The following is a 17,564-nucleotide window of genomic DNA, read 5'->3' on the forward strand; positions in this document are numbered from 1 at the left end:
AAACAGCCTACGGCTCCCGGCGGCGGGGCACGGCGGCCAGTCCCGTCATTCCGCTGCTGCTAACGTCACCACGGAGTCATACGTACGAGAGGTGGAACAGGGTGTCCAGGAGCAGCTCGGGAATCGTGGCCGGGCTCACCGCGGCGGCCATCGCCGGCGTCGCCTTCCTCGCCTACCAGGCCTCGGCGAGCGTGCCGGACACCCTGGGCAAGAACGGCACCCCGAGCGTCTCCCCGACCGCGTCGGGGTCCGCCGCGCCGAAGAAGGACCCGCTGACGGTGCCGGTGGCGTCGGGCACGGGCGAGCGGGTCGTGTACGGCCTCAAGGAGCGCCGGGTCTGGCTGGTCGACAAGACCGACCGCGCGACGCGGACGTTCCCGGTCGTCCCCAGCACGCTGAACCCGGCACCGGGCACGTACACCGTGAGCTCCCGGTCCGCCCAGGTCCAGGGCTCGGACGGGGTACTGGTCGAACACGTCATCCGCTTCGCCAAGGCCGAGGGCGTGACGGTCGGCTTCAGCGCGGCGGTGGACGGGTCGCTGCCGACGCCGAATCCGCAGCTGAAGACCGGTGGGGTACGGATGAAGCGGGCGGACGGGGCGGCGCTGTGGACGTTCGCGACGATCAACTCGACGGTGGTCGTCGTCCCCTGACCCGCGTCGCCTACGCCGCGCGGGCGTCGGTGGCCCGCGCCGGCGCCTGGACGGCGGGCCGGGGCCGCGCCTCCACGAGGGCGGGCCACTTGGGCGGGGTGGACACGGCGGCGGCGGCCACGCAGGACGCGAGCAGATCGCGCATGGACACGTCTGAGGGGGACGGGTGGGGCATGGATGCCTCCTGTGGCTGCGGGGGCAAGCGTTAGTTAGGTAGACCTAACCACCTCTGGATACCATGTGACCACGCCCGCCCCAACCCGCGCAACATTTTCCCGACACTTCGTCGGAACGTGTCCCCCCAACACGCGAGCGCACCCCAACAACGTCCTCAATCACCGGACGGGCTGGAGAGGGTTGCGGTCGGGCGTGACCGTTGCGGTCACCGATGTCCTCAAACGCCGGACGGGCTTGGTTTGGGCGCGCGCCTGGAAGGGGGGCGGGCAGGGGTCGTGTCCGGAACGTAGAGCGTGTTTTGTGTCGCGTGACGGGCGTTAACGCAAACAACTGGTCGCGCGCGACGTAAAACATGCAGTGCAGGACACGACCCCTGACCGACCCCCGGCGACAACCCGCACACGGTCACCGGCCCGCAGCGGGCACCATCAAGCCCGTCCGGCGATTGAGGACACCACCACCGCGAGCGCGTCCTCGTAACGCCCCCGCCGATCCGGCCGCGCCCGCCCCACCGCATACCTCAACGCCCGCACAGCCCCCACCCCCAGCCGCTCCAACCCAGCCACCGCCTCCCCCCGCACCGCGGAATCCCCGTGCTCCAGCAGCCCCACCAACGCCCCCGCCGCCGGCCCCCACCCCGCGAACGCGAGCACCCGTATCGCCATCCGCACCACATCCGGCTGGGGATCCCCCAGCAACCGCTCCGTGAGCCGCAGATACGTCGGCCGGTCCAGCAACACCCGCGAAGCCCGGTGCGCGTGCAGGCGAACTCCAGGACGCGGATGGGTCAGCAACCCGGCCAGCACCTCCTCGACCCCCGCACCCCCGAAACCCCCCAAACCCCCCGCACCCACCTCGGTCAACCGAGAAAGCCCCCTCCGCACCCGCTCCACCGACGCCCCCACCCGCACCAGTTCAACCAACTCGGCCAGCTCAGCCGACTCCCCCGACTCCCCCGACCCACCCCCCTCCACCCACGGAGCGTCCCCCCTCCCCGCCACCAGCGAAGCCAGAGCCTCCGCATCCCGCTCCCCCGCGTCCGACCCCCGCAGCGGCCCCTCCACGAACGAAGCCTCAAGCCGGTCGGCGAGGTCCCCACGCCCCTCGGCCCGCAGCAGCCCACACGTCGCCTCCAACGCCGGCGTACGAAGCGGCCCCCGCCCCTCCAGCAGGACCAGGAACCCCCACGCCCGCCCGTCGAGCCGCGGACGCAAAGCCTCCGCCAGGTCGTCGACCGGCACCCGCCGAAGCGCCTGCTCCACCGCACCCCGCACGGCGGGCGGATCCTGTTCCCACCAGTCCAGCAGTAGCGGAACCAGGGGTACGAGATCCGGCGGATCGAGCCGGGCGCAGAGACGAGCGGCCCGGTCGTGCAACACACCCTCGGCCCGGAGAACAGACTCGCCCGGAGACAGCAGCCCACCAGCCGCCTCCCCACCCACCGGCAGCTCCACGCGCCCCCGCAGGAAGGCCGCCGACACCGCCCCGACCGCGTCCGGCTCCCCCCACCGCCCCAGCGCCCCCGCTGCGGCGGCGCGACGCTCCGGATCGTCGGACTCCAGCATCCCCGAGAGCCGTTCCCACAACGCGGCCGAACGAGGCTGGTCCAAGTCATCGGCCCGCACCACCCGCACCCGCGCGGACCCGGACACCCCAGCCCCCGCAACGCCCCAGTCCGATACGTCCAGCGGCCGCAACACCGTCATCCAGTCGAGAAGCACGGGCCTGACCTCACGAACCGCCAAGGGAAAGGCCTCGATGAGCGCATCCAGCAGTTCCCCGGCCTCCACCCCCACCTCCAAGCCGACCCACTCGCGGAACTCCTCCAACGCGCCAAGCGACCGGACCGCGACACCAACCCCCGCCCGCCACACCGCCCGCTCCAGCGCATCCGCCTCAGCCACCGCCCCCTCAGCCACCGGCAAGGCATCCCGTCCCCCGAACGCCTCCCGCAGCACCTCGCTCTCCGCCCGCCAGGGATCCGCCCCCCGCCCCGCCGCCACCAGCGCCCGGTCGACATCGGCGCGGACCAGCACTGCCCCGAGGCGGCGCAGCAGGGCGAGCGAGGACGCTCCCGGCAGGGTCGGCAGCGCCCGTACGGTCTCGGCGGCGACGAGCTTCTGTACGGCGGACAGCCTCGGCGCCACCGCGTCGAGCACCGCGAGGAGCGCGCCCCGGTCCTCGTACTCCCGCTCTCCGAGACCGGCGAGGAGCACGTCCAACGACCTTGCCCACAGCTCCAGTTCACCAGCAGTCCACGGCGCCGGGCACGCCCTCGACACCAGCGTCAGGATCCGCCGCCTCCGGACGCCCGGCGCGGCGGCGGCCAGGCGCAACCAGTCCGCCAGCAGGGGACGCAGCGCCAACAGGTCGTCCACGGAGGGGAGTTCGGCCCGCCCGACCAAGCGCCGCGCAACCACCTCGTCCCAGCCACCCGCCACCAACTCCGCGACATCCAGGTCCCGTTCAGGCACCGGGACCACGGCCGGCGCATCCAAACCGTGTTCGGCCCACACCCCCGCGAAACTCACCCCCACCCCCACCCCGGACACAAGCCGCACCCCACCGGACCTCACCATCGCGAGCAACATCCCCGCCACCGGCGACCTCCGTCCCACCAGCGCCGGCAGCGCCCGCGCCGTCAGGACGCCGTCGACCCCCGCCAGCAGCAACCCCCGCGCGCGGTCGTCCGTCTCCCGTTCCGCGGCGGCGACCACCGTCGCCCCGTACGCCTCGCCGAGGATCGCGCGCAGCGCCTCCACCAGCGCGTCGCGCAACCCGGGGTTGTCGTGCCGCCCCAGCCAGAACAGCAGTTTCGGGACCGCCGCCGGGGCGCCCGCGCGGACCAGCACCCGCGCGGCGGTCTTCTTGACGTTCATGTTCGGGCGGTCCAGGCACGCGGCCACCGCGCCGGCCGCCCAGTGGGCGCGTGCGTGACCCAGCGCGAGGAGCGCCTGCCGGACGGTCTGGATGTCGGGAGCCGCAGTCAGCGCGATCAGGGAAGCGGACAACGCCCGCGCGTCCCGCCCGCCGACCTCTCGGCCGTCCCCCTCCCCCCTCGCCACCACATCCCGCGCGAACAGCGCGATCACCTGCTTGCGTACGTGCCGGTCGCCGTGCCGCAGCAGCCGGTGCACCCGCGCCCGGGTGCCCGAGTACGGGGCGCGGAGCAGCAGTTCGAGGAGGATCACCTGCTCGCCCGGCGTCACCCCGGGCCGGTCGAGCAGGTCCAGGGTCAAGGTGGCGACCAGCGCGTGACCGGCCTCGTCCGCGTCCGCCGCGTCGAGCAGGCAGACCGGCCTGATCTTCCGCCGCCCGTGCAGACGGCCGCCCAGGGCGTGCAGCGCGTCCACGACGTCCTGGGGTACGACGAGTTGCCCCAGCGTCGATCCCGGGGTGGCTCCGGCGAGCCGCTCCCAGAGGTACGCACCGCTCGCGGCCGCGGCCGACTCCGCGGCCACCGGCTCCCCGGACTCCGCCGCCTCCGCCAGTTCGGCGACCACACGGAACAGGAGATCGGAGACGATCGGCAGCGTGCCCGCGCCACCGTGCCGGGCCAGCCTGCGCAGCGCGGCCCTGGGCTCGCCCGGGTCCAAGTGCGAGCTCAGGAGGGCCAGTTCGGCAGGGTCGGGACGGCCCAGATCGGCCGCGATACGCGCGGGCAGATCGACGGGATCGAGACGGGCGAGCAGCGCGGCGCGCAGGGTGGGGTCGTCGTTGAGGTGCCACAGCAGCTCCAGCGCGTGGTCCCGTACGGAGCGCAGGTACGGCGCGATCGTCCCCGCCTTCCCGTCCGCGGCGCCCGCTCCCGCCGCCTTCTCCTCGCCGCCGGGTCCCGCGCCCCCGGACCCGCCGCCCAGCCCCAGCCCTTCGCGCAGGGCCGCCACCGTCCGCTCGCCGCCGATGGCCTCCAGCGCCCGCAGTACGGCCGCCGGCGCCACGGGCAGCAGCGCGATCACGGCGTCCTCGGCCGGGGTGTACCGCAGGGCGCGGATCGCATCGAGGAACGGCGCGGACACGGAGGCAGAGGCGGAGGCGGACACGGACGCGACCACCGAGGGAAGCAGCCGCGTGACCGCCTCCCCGACCGACCGCCCCGGATCCCCCGCCCCCTGCGCGGCGAGCGCGACCAGGAGGTCCAGCCGCCGCGGCCAACTAGGATCACCGACGCCCACCCCCACCCCGGCCCCGACGCCAACGCCAATCCCGACCCCGACTCCGACTCCGACTCCGACTCCGGTCACCACCCGGAGCATCTCCTGCCGGGCCGTGAACAGGATCGTCGCGACCTCCCCCGCGTCGATCGAGTGGTCGGCGAGCGCCAGGCCGATGACGGCCGGGACGTCCGTGGCGGCCGGGAAGTGACCCCTGCGGTGCAGCCCGCTCAGGCAGGCCACCAGCGGGCCGCCGAGGAGCAGCGGGTCCCGGGCGGCGAGGGCGGTCAGTTCACCGATGTCGTCCCGCCCGGCGAGGTCGCCGAGCGACTCCATCGCCCGCCGCCGCGGACCGGGCGGCAGATCGGGATCGCCGGCCACCTGGCGCAACAGGCCCGCGTGTCCGTGCCGGGCGGCCACCGTGAGCGCGGCCTCGGCGGCCCCGGGCCGGGCCGCGACGGCCTCGGCGGTGAGGTGGGGCGTGAGCCGTACCACCGGCACCGGGTCCAACACCGCCCACGGCTCCGCCAGTTCGCGCAGCGCGCCGACCACCACCGCGCCCCTGTCCCGGCCGGCTCCGTCGCCATCCCCCACTTCACTGCCATCGCCGTCGCCGCCGCCCGCCAGGCTGAGGACATGGCCACGGACCGTCGCGGGTGCGAGCAGGCCGGCGTGCAGCGCTTCCCTGGCCAGCCGCAGAGCGGCCGCCCGTAGCAACGGGTCCTCGTTGCGGGCCAGTTCGGCCACGAGGTCGGCGGGCCGGTGCGCGTCGGTGGCGGTCACGTCGCGGAGGGCGTGGCGGAGGAGTTCGCCGGGCGCGTACCGGATCACCCCTGGCTCGTTGACGAGTTCGGCGCGGAGCCAGGCGATCCGTACCCGTACCGACAGATGGTCGGCCGCCCGCCACGAGGGCCGCCGCCGGCCTCGGAGGTACGGCCCGAGGCGCGCGTACAGCCCGGCCAGGGCAAGCATCTCCTCCGGCGACCGCTCCGGGAGCCCCGCGACCGACTCGGGGAGCAGCAGGGCGAGTTCGTCGCTGCTTCCGTCGGCCACGACCCGCTCGGTGAGCAGGACCAGCCCGAGGTAGCGCACCCGCGCGTCGTCGTGCCCGACGAGCCGGCGAAAGGTGTACGGCGGGCAGGCCCGCGCGTCGAGCCGGGCGGCCAGCCGACCCACGTCGGCGCGACGAAGGGCGTCGAGGACCACCTCGTCGGAGGCAGACACGGATGCGACGGGGGCGGGGGAGGCAGGCGCGGGCCCGGGAAGCGCGGGCCCCTCCGTGGGTGTCCCGGTGGGCGGCGTCATCGTCGGGATGCTAGCGGGGCCGTACCGCACCCGACCAGCGGAATTCGCACGCTACGAGCGGTCGGTGAACGGGCGGCCGGGCCGCCGGGCCGCCGCCGGGCCGCCGCCGGGCCGCCGGCCGAAGGGCCTCGTCAGCGGCCCCGGTGGACCCCGCTCGTCAACGTCCCCCGTGGACCCCGGTCGTCAGCGGCCCCGGTGGACCAACGACCCCAGATCGGCCCCCGCCCACCGCTCGCCCACGCCCGTCACCGTGACCTGGCGGCGGTCGTCGTCCGTGTCGCCGACCACGCGGTCGATGACAACATGGAGCCGGTCGTCCGACAGCTCCTCGACCTTGCCCTCGCCCCACTCCACGACCACCACCGAGTCGGGCAGCGAGACGTCCAGGTCGAGATCCTCCATCTCGTCCAGGCCTCCGCCGAGCCGGTACGCGTCGACGTGGACCAGGGGCGGTCCGTCCACCAGGGACGGGTGCACACGGGCGATCACGAACGTCGGTGAGGTCACGGCCCCCCGCACCCCGAGCCCCTCGCCGAGGCCGCGCGTCAGGGTCGTCTTGCCCGCGCCCAGCTCGCCGGTGAGCATCACGAGGTCGCCGGGACGCACCAGGGCGGCGAGACCGAGCCCCAGCTCGCGCATGCGCTCGGGAGAGTCGACGGTGAGCACGAGGGAGGCGGCCCCGGGCCCGCCCGAAGCCACGGCATCGGGCGTCACGGCGGGATCGGGCGTCACGGCATGCTCAGGCGTCACGGTGGGCTCAGCTGCCGGGCTGTGCGGTCGTTCCAGGCTGTGCGGTCGTTCCATAGGTGTCCACGTTAGTCTCCGTCGGCACCGCGCCGACGCGGGCCAGCAGGTCGGCGAGCCGGTCCGTGACGGCCTCCGGGTGCTCCAGCATCACCAGGTGCCCGGCGTCCGGTACGAGCACCAGCTCCGCGTCCGGCAGCAGGTCGGCGATGGCCTCGCTGTGCGAGCTGGGGGTCACCAGGTCGCTCACCCCGGCCAGGATCAGCGCCGGGACGTCCAGGAAGACCCCCAGCGCGGCCGTCTTGTCGTGGTCGGTGAAGGCCGGGTAGAACTCGGCGACCACGTCGATCGGCGTGCCCTCGATGAGCCGCTCGGCGAACCGTACGACGGCGGGGTCCACGTCCTTCGAGCTGAACGAGTACCGCTTGATCAGCCCGGCGAACAGGTCGGCGGTGGCCCGCCGCCCCCGCTCCACCAGGTCGGCCTGCGAACCGAGCGCCTTGAGCACGCCGGGCAGGATCCGGCGGACGGCGTTCACGCCCGCGAGCGGGAGGCCGTAGTTGACCTCGCCGAGCTTGCCGCTGGACGTCCCGACGAAGGCGACACCGACCACCCGCTCCCTTATGAGCTCGGGGTACTGGTCGGCCAGGGCCATGATCGTCATGCCCCCCATGGAGTGCCCGACGAGGACGAGCGGCCCTTCGGGGGCCGCCGCGTCGATGACGGCCTTGAGGTCACGCCCGAGCTGGTCGATGGTGACCGCGACGGCGCCGGGACCCCGCTGGGACGCGCCGCGCGCGGACCGCCCGTGGCTGCGCTGGTCCCAGTGCACCGTACGGACGAGTCCGCGCAGCGCGGCGCGCTGGAAGTGCCAGGAGTCCTGGTTGAGGCAGTAACCGTGGCTGAAGACGACCGTGACGGGCGCGGGCGTACGCCGCCCGAAGAGCCGGCGCCGCCGGGGCGCGGCGGCGGAGGTGGCCGCCTTGGCGGCCTTGCCGCCCTTGGCTCCCTTGGCCGGCTTGGCGCTCTCCTCGGGCTCGACCTCGTCGGTCTCGTAGTACAGCTCCGTACCGTCGTCGGCGAGGGCGGTGCCCGGGGTGCCGCGCAGTCCGCCGTACGGCCCCGACGAGTCGAGGGCGAGCCGCGCCTTCTTGCGCATGCCCCGGCCGACGGTGAGGCGCTCGATCGCGACACCGGCGGCGGCGCCGGCGGCGATGACACCTATCGCGGCCCCGGCGACCCCGGCCCGGCGCCAGTTCCCGGCGGCGGCCGAGGTGAGGGCGGCCACTTCCTGCGCCACGTCGCCGGCCGCGCTGCTCTCGGTCACCGTGCGCTCCTTGGGGTGCTGGGTGGGGCGGGGAGGGGAGGGGAGGCGGGGGATTGGGCGGCAGCGTGCGGCGTGGGGCGGGGCGGATCGCGTCGCGCGGCCTGACCGGCCGGATCGGCCGCGTCGGCATCCGTCCCCCCGACGTAGACGCGGGGAACGCGCGCGCCGATGCGGGTGACGATCTCGTACGCGATGGTCCCGGCCGCCTCGGCCCAGTCCTCGGCCGTCGGCTCACCGCGGTCGCCGGGGCCGAAGAGGACGGCGGGGGTGCCGGGCTCGACGACGTCGTCGCCGAGGTCGACCACGAACTGGTCCATGGCGACCCGGCCGGCGACCCGCCGCCAGGGGGTGCCGCTCGCACCGGCCGCCCGCGCATCCCCGACGAGCACGGGCCCGCGGCCCGAGGCGTGCCGGGGAATGCCGTCGGCGTACCCGAGGGGCACCAGGCCGAGGTTGGTGCGCTGCGGGGTGACGTAGTGGTGGCCGTAACTGACGCCGTGCCCCTCGGGGACCTGTTTGACCAGGGCGACGGAGGCGGAGAGGGTCATGACGGGCCGCAGCCCGAAGTCCTGGGGGGTACCGAGGGCGGGGCTGGGTGAGATGCCGTACATGGCGATGCCGGTCCGGACGAGATCGAAGTGCGACTCGGGGACGGTGAGGGTGGCCGGGGAGTTGGCGATGTGCCGTACCTCGGGCTCGACGCCTTCCTTCTCGGCGTACGCGAGCATCTCGTGGAAGAGGTCGAGCTGTGCGCCGACGGAGGGATGACCGGGCTCGTCGGCGCAGGCGAAGTGGGACCACAGGCCGGTGACGACAACCTCGCCGGCCTCCTGGGCGGCGAGGGCGGCGGCGACCAGGGCGGGCCAGTCGGCGGGCTGGCAGCCGTTACGGCCGAGGCCGGTGTCGGCCTTGAGCTGGATACGGGCGGGCCGCCCGGCCTCCCGGGCGGCGGCGGCCACCTCCCGGAGGGCCCACATGCCGCTGACGCCCATGTCGAGGTCGGCTTCGATCCCGGCGCGCCAGGGGTCGCCGGGGGTCCAGAGCCAGCACAGGACACGACTGCGGATGCCCGCGGCCCGCAGGGCGAGGGCTTCCTGCGGCGTGGCGGTCCCGAGCCAGCCAGCGCCGGCTTCGAGGGCGGCGCGGGCGACGGGCACCATCCCGTGCCCGTACGCGTCGGACTTCACGACGGCCATCAGGGCAGCACCGGACTCGGCCCGGTCCCGAAGCACCCGCACGTTGCCACGCAGGGCGCCGAGATCGATCTCGGCACGAGCCCGAGGGGGCGGGGGCTGGTCTTGGGGCTGGGGCCGATCCCGCGGCTGGTCCTGGGGCTGGTCCTGGGGCGCCTGAATGTTTCCGGTCATCAGGACCAGTCTCTCAGAGCTGGGGGCCGGGGTGGGGGTGGCGTGGGGGTGGTCGGGTGCGGGTTCAGACGGAGACGTAGTCGGGGTCACGGTTCTTGTTCTGTGTGACGTGGGGGCCGCCCCTTGCTGTTGAGTGTCGCGGTTTCGGGGCGGGCGTCAAGGGCGCTCCTTCGTCGCGTCGGCAAGCCGATTGCGCTTCGCTCCACCCTTGACCCCCGCCCCGAAACCGCAAGTGAAGGCGAGGGGGGGCGGCCCGGGGGAGGGGTCCCCGAGGGGCCTGTTTGTTGCCGGGCTTTCGTCGCGGTCTGCGGCTCCGGTTGGGGATTGCGCACCACTTGAATGGGGCTGTGCGACTCGGCTCAGCGGCTGAAAGGCCGTCCGTTGGCGGGCGTACAAGCACCGTGTCTGAGCTGGGTGGGTGGAAGGGGAGGGGCGGGCAGTCTTCCCCCTTCCGGCCGGTGATGTGCCCTGGATACGCACCAACCGAACACAGCACACAAGACCGGGAAGGAAGGGCCGCCGGAGGGCTCCCGAGTCAGGGCGAATGGTGCAAATGGTCGGGCTGGGGTGGGTGGTGGGGTGGCCTTGACGATCGGCCGCCACCCACCCAGCCGCATGCGGACACCACACCCGCGCCCGGAGGTTGGTGGGGCGGGTGCGGCAGGAGAGGTGGGCCGTAGTCCCCGCCCTATCCGGCGGGCCTTGTGCCCTGAGTGCGGTTAAGTCGAACACAGGACACAAGACCGACCTCAGGGACCCCCGAGGCCGGGCCCATTAGACATAAGCCCAGGTGGGGCGTAGTGGTGGGCTGGCCTCGGCTGTCGGCTCGCCCCGGCCCGCGCGCAGACATCACACCCCCGCCGGGAGGCTGATGGGGTGGATGCGGCAGCCCGCAGACCCCATCCGGCCCTTCCCCAGCCCCATTCGGCGGGTTGTGTGTCCGGAGGGCATGTGGCCTGGCTGGGGTGGGTGGTGGGGCGGTCTCAGCCGTCGGTTGCCGTCCACCGGCCCGCATGCGGACATCACACCCACACCGGGAGGCGGGTGGGGTTGGTGGGGTGAGTGAGGCTGCCCGCAGGCGCAGTCCGGCCCTCCCCCGGCCCTTATCTGGCGGGTTGTGTGTCCTGGGTACCGGTCAACGGAACACAGGACACAAGGCCGGGGAGGCATGGTCCGCAGGGGACTCCCAAGCCTGGGGAGATGGGGTGTCCTGGTCGCCGGATCGGATGTTCCTCTCCTCACCCCGCAGCTCATCTACGGATCTCAGACACGGTGCTTGTACGCCCGCCAGCGGACGGCCGGCTAGCCGCTGAGCCGAGTCGCCACCGCCCCATTCAAGTGGTGCGCAAACCCCGGCCGGAGCCGCAGACCGGAAACAGGCCCCAGCAACTCCCCTGCCGTCCCGGGGGACCCCTCCCCCGGGCCGCCCCCCCTCGCCTTCACTTGCGGTTTCGGGGCGGGAGTCAAGGGTGACCGAAGGTCATCGGCTTGCCGACGCGACGAAGGAGCGCCCTTGACGCCCGACCCGAAACCGCGACACTCAACAGCAAGGGGCGGCCCCCACGTCACACAACACAAGAACCGTGACCCCGACCGGGTCAGTCTGAACCCGCACCCGACTACGCCCCCGCCCGCACCCCCACCACATCCCGCCAAGCCCCCCGTACCGCCTCCGCCACCTCGTGGGCTGTCACCGGGGCGCCGTGGGAGGCCAGGCGGCCGGCCAGGCCGTGGAGGTAGGCGGCGGCCGAGGCCGCGTCGCGGGGGTCCAGGCCCGATGCCAGCAGGGAGCCCGCCAGGCCCGACAGCACGTCGCCGCTGCCCGCCGTGGCCAGCCAGGGCGTGCCCGTCGGGTTCACCCGTACCGGCACCCCCTGGTCCGGCGACGCGACCAGCGTCGTCGAGCCCTTGAGCAGCACCGTCGCCCCGTACCGTGCCGCCAGCTCCCGTACCGCCGCCAGCCGGCCCGACTCGACCTCCGCGCGGTCCACCCCCAGCAGCGCCGCCGCCTCCCCCGCGTGCGGAGTGAGCAGGGTCGGCGCGGTACGCGCCCGTACCGTCGCCGGGTCCAGCAGCCGCAGGCCGTCCGCGTCGACCAGGACCGGGACGTCCGAGGCCAGCGCGTCCGCCACGCCAGGCCCGTCGCCCAGCCCCGGCCCCACCGCCCAGGCCTGCACCCGGCCGGCCTTCGACGGCGGCCCCTCGTGCACCAGCGTCTCCGGGTAATGGGCGATCACCGCGTCGCCGCCGGGACCCACGTACCGGACCGCCCCCGCACCGCCCCGCAGCGCGCCCGCCACCGCCAGCACCGCCGCGCCCGGGTACCTCGCCGACCCGGCGACGATGCCGACCACCCCCCGCCGGTACTTGTCGCTCTCGCCCGTCGGCGCCGGCAACAGCCGCGCCACGTCCTCGTGCTGGAGCGCCTCCAGTTCCGGTACGGACGGCAGGTACGGGCCCAGGCCGATGTCCACCAGCCGCAGCGCCCCCGCGTACTCGCGCGCCGGGTCGATCAGCAGACCCGGCTTGTACGCGCCGAAGGTCACCGTCGCGTCCGCCCGCAACGCCTCCCCCGCCACCTCACCGCTGTCCGCCTCCACCCCGCTCGGCAGGTCGACGGCGACGATCACCCCCCGGCCCCCGCGCGCCGCCCGCGCCACCGGCACCGCGTCGGGGCGCAGCCCGCCCCGCCCGCCGATACCGGTAATGCCGTCCAGCACCAGGTCGGCCACCGCCAGCACCTCGAACGGGTCGTCCGCGACCCGCCCCCCGGCACCCAACAGGGCGGCCAGACCGCCTTCGTGGGTACGGTCCGCCGCGAGCGGCACCGCCCACACCCGCGCCCCCCGGGCCGCCAGCCGCGCCCCCGCGTACAGCGCGTCGCCGCCGTTGGCGCCGCTCCCGGCGAGGACGACGACCTTGGACCCGTACACCCGCCCCACCGCCGACACCCGCCCCGCGCCCGACCCGCCGCCCAGGAGGTCCGCGCAGGCCGCCGCGAGGCCGGCGGCCGCGCGTTGCATCAGCGCGCCCTCCGGCAGCCGGGCCATGAGCTCGCGCTCGGCGTTCCGTACCGTCTCCACGCTGTAAGCAGTCCGCATACGCCCATCTCTCCGTCCACACGCCCCACTCGGCCGGTCGGTCGGTCGATCGGCCGCCGACCAACCGACGCAACACCCAACGCCCAACCCCCGACACTCAACCCCCGCCCTCTCACCCCCGCCCTCCTCACCCCTCCGCGATCACCACCGCCGAAGCCACCCCCGCGTCATGGCTGAGCGACACGTGCCAGTTCCGTACCCCCAGCTCCGCCGCCCGGGCCGCCACCGTCCCGAGGACGCGCAGCCTCGGCTGCCCGCTCTCCTCGACGTACACCTCCGCGTCCCGCCAGCGCAGCCCCCCGGGCGCGCCCAGCGCCTTCGCCACCGCCTCCTTCGCGGCGAAGCGCGCCGCGAGGGACGCCGTACCGCGCCGCTCACCGCTCGGCAGCAGCAACTCCCGCTCCGAGAAGAGCCGTTCGGCCAGCTGGGGGGTGCGCAGCAGCGACTCCCCGAACCGTTCGATCTCCGCGACGTCGATCCCCACCCCGATGATCACCCTGAACCCACTCCCTCATTCCCTCACTCGCTCACTCCGTCACCCGCTCACTCCACCGTCACCGACTTCGCCAGGTTCCGCGGCTGGTCGACCTCGTTCCCCCGCGCCGTCGCCAGCTCGCACGCGAACACCTGCAACGGCACCGTCGCGACCAAGGGTTGCAGCAGCGTGGGCGTGACGGGCACGCGGATCAGGTGGTCCGCGTACGGCGCCACCGCCTCGTCTCCCTCCTCCGCGATCACGATCGTGCGCGCCCCCCTGGCCCGGATCTCCTGGATGTTCGACACGATCTTGTCGTGCAGCACCGACCGGCCACGCGGCGAGGGTACGACGACGACCACCGGCAGGTCCTCCTCGATCAGCGCGATCGGGCCGTGCTTCAACTCACCGGCCGCGAAGCCCTCGGCGTGCATGTACGCCAGTTCCTTGAGCTTGAGCGCCCCCTCCAGGGCCACCGGGTACCCCACGTGCCGTCCCAGGAACAGCACCGTCTTCTTGTCCTTGAGCGAGCGCGCCAGCTCCCGTACCGGCTCCATGGTCGTCAGGACCTCCTCCACCGCCCCCGCGATCCGCGACAGGTCCCGTACCACCGCCCGGACCTCGTCGCCCCACTTCGTCCCGCGCGACTGCCCCAGGTACAGCGCCACCAGGTAGCACGCCACCAGCTGGGTGAGGAACGCCTTCGTGGACGCGACCGCGACCTCGGGGCCCGCGTGGGTGTAGAGGACGGCGTCCGACTCCCTGGGGATGGTCGAGCCGTTCGTGTTGCAAATGGCCAGCACCTTCGCGCCCTGCTCCCGGGCGTGCCGCAGCGCCATCAGCGTGTCCATCGTCTCGCCGGACTGGGAGATGGCGATCACCAGCGTGCGCGGGTCGAGGATCGGGTCGCGGTAGCGGAACTCGCTCGCCAGCTCGACCTCGCAGGGGATCCTGGTCCAGTGCTCGATGGCGTACTTCGCGATCAGCCCGGCGTGGAACGCCGTCCCGCACGCGACGATGACCACCTTGTCGGCCTCCCGCAATTCCGACGGGGAGATCCGCACCTCGTCCAGCGACAGCCTGCCCTCGGCGTCGATGCGTCCCAGCAGCGTGTCCGCGACCGCCTTGGGCTGTTCGGCGATCTCCTTGAGCATGAAGGACGCGTACCCGCCCTTCTCGGCGGCCGAGGCGTCCCAGTCGATGTGGTACGCGTGGGTCTCGGCCGGCGCCCCGTCGAAGTCCGTCACGGTCACGCCGTCCCGGCGCAGCTCCACCACCTGGTCCTGGCCCAGTTCGATCGCCGAGCGGGTGTGGGCGATGAAGGCCGCGACGTCCGAGGCCAGGAAGGCCTCGCCGTCGCCCACGCCCACCACCAGCGGGGAGTTGCGCCGCGCGCCCACGACGACGTCCGGCGCGTCCGCGTGGACGGCGACGAGGGTGAAGGCGCCGTCCAGCCGCCGGCACACCTGCCGCATGGAGTCCGCGAGGTCGCCGCAGGCCGAGAACGCCTCGGCGAGCAGGTGCGCGACGACCTCCGTGTCCGTCTCGGACTCCAGGCCGTGGCCGCGGCCGGTCAGTTCGGCGCGCAGGGCGGCGAAGTTCTCGATGATCCCGTTGTGGACGACGGCGACGCGGCCCGCGTTGTCCAGGTGGGGGTGGGCGTTGAGGTCCGTGGGGCCGCCGTGGGTGGCCCACCGGGTGTGCCCGATGCCGGTGGGGCCGCTCGGGAGCGGCTGTTCCGCGAGCGCCTTCTCCAGGTTGACGAGCTTGCCCGCCTTCTTCGACATGGCGAGCCCGCCGTCCGCGAGCACCGCGACCCCGGCCGAGTCGTAGCCGCGGTATTCGAGTCGCTTGAGGCCCGCGATGACCACATCGAGCGCCGACTGTCCACCGACATAACCCACAATTCCACACATGTCGGCAGCCTAAGGCGCGGGACCCCATGCCCCGGGTAACCCGACCGAGGGCGGCCTTGTCCGTATCGCGGAGTCCTGCCTTGTCGGTGCGGACACCACAGCATTGAATGGGGCTTCGTGACACTTCGTACGCTCCTCGCCCTGCCCCGGATGCTCCGCCACGGCCCCGCCGTCGGCGCGGACCTGCCGCCGGACACGGCCGTCGTCCTCGACCCGGTCCACCCCGACCTGCGCGACGCGCTCCGCGCGGCGGCCGGCGGCGACCACGGGCCCGCGCGGGACCTGCTGGCGGGCACCCGGCGGGGCGCCGAGTGGGAGCGTCGCGGCGTCTTCGTACCGCAGCTGGCCAGGAACGCCCTGCACCACCGCGGCTGGCTGGACGCCTGGCTGGCCGAGGCGCCGGAGGATCCGGACGCGGTGCTGGTCAAGGCCGAGCTGTGTGTGGCGCAGGCCTGGGAGATACGGACCGGGTCGCGCGCCAAGGACGTGTCGAAGGACCAGTTCCAGGCGTTCTTCGCGCTGCTTGACGACGCCGTCCCGGTGATCAGTACGGCGGCCGAGCTGAACCCCACCGACCCGGTGCCGTGGCAGATCGCGCTCACGCACGCGACGGGCAGCCAGGCGCCGCGCGAGGTCTTCGCCGCGTACTGGGCGGAGGCCACGGCCCGCGCCCCGCACCACTACGGCTGCCACCGCGCGGCGCTCCAGTACCTGTGCGAGAAGTGGCACGGCTCGCACGAGGAGATGTTCGACTTCGCGGAACAGGCGGCGGCGGAGGCCCTGCCCGGCTCGCTGCTGCACGCGCTGCCGCTGCTGGCGGCGGTCGAGTACGAGGTGGCGGCGGACCCCACGGCGTCCACCGCGACGGCCGACACCGCGCTGGGCGCGCCCCGTACCCGTACCGCCGCCCCCGCCTTCACGCCCCACGGCGGCCCGGCCCCGTCCGGCCCCTCCCGCGTTCCGCCGCGCGCCCGGATCCACGCCGCGACGGAACGCGCGCTCGCGCTGTCGGACGCCCACGCGCCGGGGGATCCGGAGGCGGCGGGGGTACGCAACCACCTCGCCCTGACGCTGATCCTGGCCGGCCGGCACGCGGAGGCGCTGGAGCAGTTCCGGCGGATCGGCACGCACGCGACGGAGCTTCCGTGGGCGTACTTCGGGGACGCGCGGCAGGAGTTCCTGGACTTCCGCAGGGGGGTACGGATGGAGGTCGCGGCCCGCATCAAGTTCTTCGCGACGCCGGTACGGGCGCCGGGGGCGCCCCGCACCGCGGGCGGCGACCCGGACGAGCCGTACCGTGCCGGCGCCGGCGCCGCCACGGCGACCGACCCCGCGTCCCCGTCCGCCCTGTCCCCCGCCCCGTCGCCGGCCCTCCCAGGCACGCCCTCCCTCCCGGACCTGCCCGGCCTCCCCGGCTTCCCCGACCTCACCGGGCTCCCCGGCCTGACCGCCTCCCCCGCCCTGCCCGACCCCCCGGTCCTCTCCGCCTCCCTCGCCGTCGTCTCCGCGCCCCCGCACCGGGTCGCCGAGGCGGCGCTGCTCTGCGGGGTCCCCCTGCGGATCGCACCGGCCGCCGACGGCGCGATGGCGTACGTCGAGCTGGCCGCGAACCCCACCCCGGGCCGGCGCGCCCGGCTCCTCGGCGAGGAGGGGCTCACCGCCGCCGCCGACAGCTTCACCACGGGCGAGCGCTGGCCGGCCCTCGTCCTGCACCGCACCGCGGACCGCCACGGCTTCACCCTCCTCCACCGGGGCAGGAAGGTCGCCACCCACGCGTGGGACGAGGCGGCCCCGGTCCCCGACCAGGCGACGGCGGCGGCCACGGCGGCCGCCCTCGCCAAGGCGTACGGCATCACCGACCCGCGGCCCCTCGCCGCCCTCCTGCGCGGCGCCAACGCCCCGGCCGACCGGCAGCGTTCGCTGGTGGAACTGCTCGGCCTTCCCCCACTCCCCCCGGCCTTCGGCACCCGGCCCGAGGCGCTGACCGCGCTGCCCGGCGCCCATGTCCTGGCCAGCAGGGGCCTGTTGACCGGCATCAAGGAGACCCTGGTGTCGGCGGCCGGGGGCGCGGCCCCACGTGAGCGGCCTCCCCGGGCCGCCTTCCCCCGTCCCCGGGGCTGGTGGGTCCTCAACGTCCTGGGCCTGTGCCTCTTCGTGTCCGCCGCGGCCTACGCCTGGTGGTCCCCGGACATCGGCCTCCTCCGGGAGATCAACTCCACCGCCGCCGCGCTCTGGATGACCGCGCGCGTCACCCGCGCCTGGCACCAACGCCGCACCCGCACCTGACCCCCACCACTCCATCCCACTCCCGCCAGTGACGCCCTCCGTGACGCCCCCGGAAACTC

10 protein-coding genes are annotated in these 17,564 nt (G+C 74.3%); 2 read left to right on the plus strand and 8 right to left on the minus strand.

From position 1 onward, the window contains the following. Positions 1-101 precede the first annotated feature (101 nt). Positions 102-653, plus strand: a complete 552-nt coding sequence (locus HA039_RS13170; protein WP_167028511.1) for a hypothetical protein — start codon at positions 102-104, stop codon at positions 651-653. Positions 654-663: 10 nt separating this feature from the next. On the opposite strand, the gene HA039_RS13175 is transcribed toward HA039_RS13170, so the two are convergent. From HA039_RS13175 to glmS, 8 genes are all read right to left on the minus strand, one after another. Beyond that, positions 664-828 (minus strand): hypothetical protein, encoded by a 165-nt coding sequence (locus HA039_RS13175; protein WP_167021936.1) that lies wholly within the window; start codon positions 826-828, stop codon positions 664-666. A 430-nt stretch (positions 829-1,258) separates the two neighbouring features. After that, the gene (locus tag HA039_RS13180) at positions 1,259-6,208 is read right to left on the minus strand and encodes a HEAT repeat domain-containing protein (RefSeq protein WP_167021938.1); all 4,950 of its coding nucleotides are present in this window, start codon (positions 6,206-6,208) and stop codon (positions 1,259-1,261) included. A 264-nt stretch (positions 6,209-6,472) separates the two neighbouring features. Continuing rightward, the gene (tsaE, locus tag HA039_RS13185) at positions 6,473-7,075 is read right to left on the minus strand and encodes a tRNA (adenosine(37)-N6)-threonylcarbamoyltransferase complex ATPase subunit type 1 TsaE (RefSeq protein WP_425086413.1); all 603 of its coding nucleotides are present in this window, start codon (positions 7,073-7,075) and stop codon (positions 6,473-6,475) included. Continuing rightward, a complete protein-coding gene (locus tag HA039_RS13190; RefSeq protein ID WP_167028517.1) occupies positions 7,047-8,360 on the minus strand; it encodes an alpha/beta fold hydrolase in 1,314 nt (437 codons plus the stop codon). Before HA039_RS13190 ends, tsaE begins: the two co-directional genes overlap by 29 nt. Then, the gene (gene alr / locus HA039_RS13195) at positions 8,357-9,727 is read right to left on the minus strand and encodes an alanine racemase (RefSeq protein WP_167028520.1); all 1,371 of its coding nucleotides are present in this window, start codon (positions 9,725-9,727) and stop codon (positions 8,357-8,359) included. Before alr ends, HA039_RS13190 begins: the two co-directional genes overlap by 4 nt. Positions 9,728-11,346: 1,619 nt before the next feature. Beyond that, complete coding sequence (locus HA039_RS13200; protein ID WP_167028523.1) at positions 11,347-12,828, minus strand: NAD(P)H-hydrate dehydratase; 1,482 nt, start codon at positions 12,826-12,828, stop codon at positions 11,347-11,349. 127 nt (positions 12,829-12,955) lie between these two features. Then, the gene (locus HA039_RS13205) at positions 12,956-13,324 is read right to left on the minus strand and encodes a holo-ACP synthase (protein ID WP_167028526.1); all 369 of its coding nucleotides are present in this window, start codon (positions 13,322-13,324) and stop codon (positions 12,956-12,958) included. Between the two features lie 47 nt (positions 13,325-13,371). Further along, positions 13,372-15,219 (minus strand): glutamine--fructose-6-phosphate transaminase (isomerizing), encoded by a 1,848-nt coding sequence (gene glmS / locus HA039_RS13210; protein ID WP_167028529.1) that lies wholly within the window; start codon positions 15,217-15,219, stop codon positions 13,372-13,374. A gap of 117 nt (positions 15,220-15,336) precedes the next feature. Between glmS and HA039_RS33575 the strand changes: the two genes are divergently transcribed. After that, entirely contained in the window at positions 15,337-17,505 is a 2,169-nt protein-coding gene (locus HA039_RS33575; protein WP_208298610.1) for a hypothetical protein, read from the plus strand. Positions 17,506-17,564: the final 59 nt, after the last annotated feature.

It is taken from the genome of Streptomyces liangshanensis, from assembly GCF_011694815.1.
Classification (GTDB): Bacteria; Actinomycetota; Actinomycetes; order Streptomycetales; family Streptomycetaceae; genus Streptomyces; species Streptomyces liangshanensis.

Excerpts from the sequence above, each read along its gene's own strand:
- HA039_RS13175 (WP_167021936.1), bottom strand. The coding sequence starts at position 828 with ATGCCCCACCCGTCCCCCTCAGACGTGTCCATGCGCGATCTGCTCGCG.
- alr (WP_167028520.1), bottom strand. The coding sequence starts at position 9,727 with ATGACCGGAAACATTCAGGCGCCCCAGGACCAGCCCCAGGACCAGCCG.
- HA039_RS13200 (WP_167028523.1), bottom strand. The coding sequence starts at position 12,828 with ATGCGGACTGCTTACAGCGTGGAGACGGTACGGAACGCCGAGCGCGAG.
- glmS (WP_167028529.1), bottom strand. The coding sequence starts at position 15,219 with ATGTGTGGAATTGTGGGTTATGTCGGTGGACAGTCGGCGCTCGATGTG.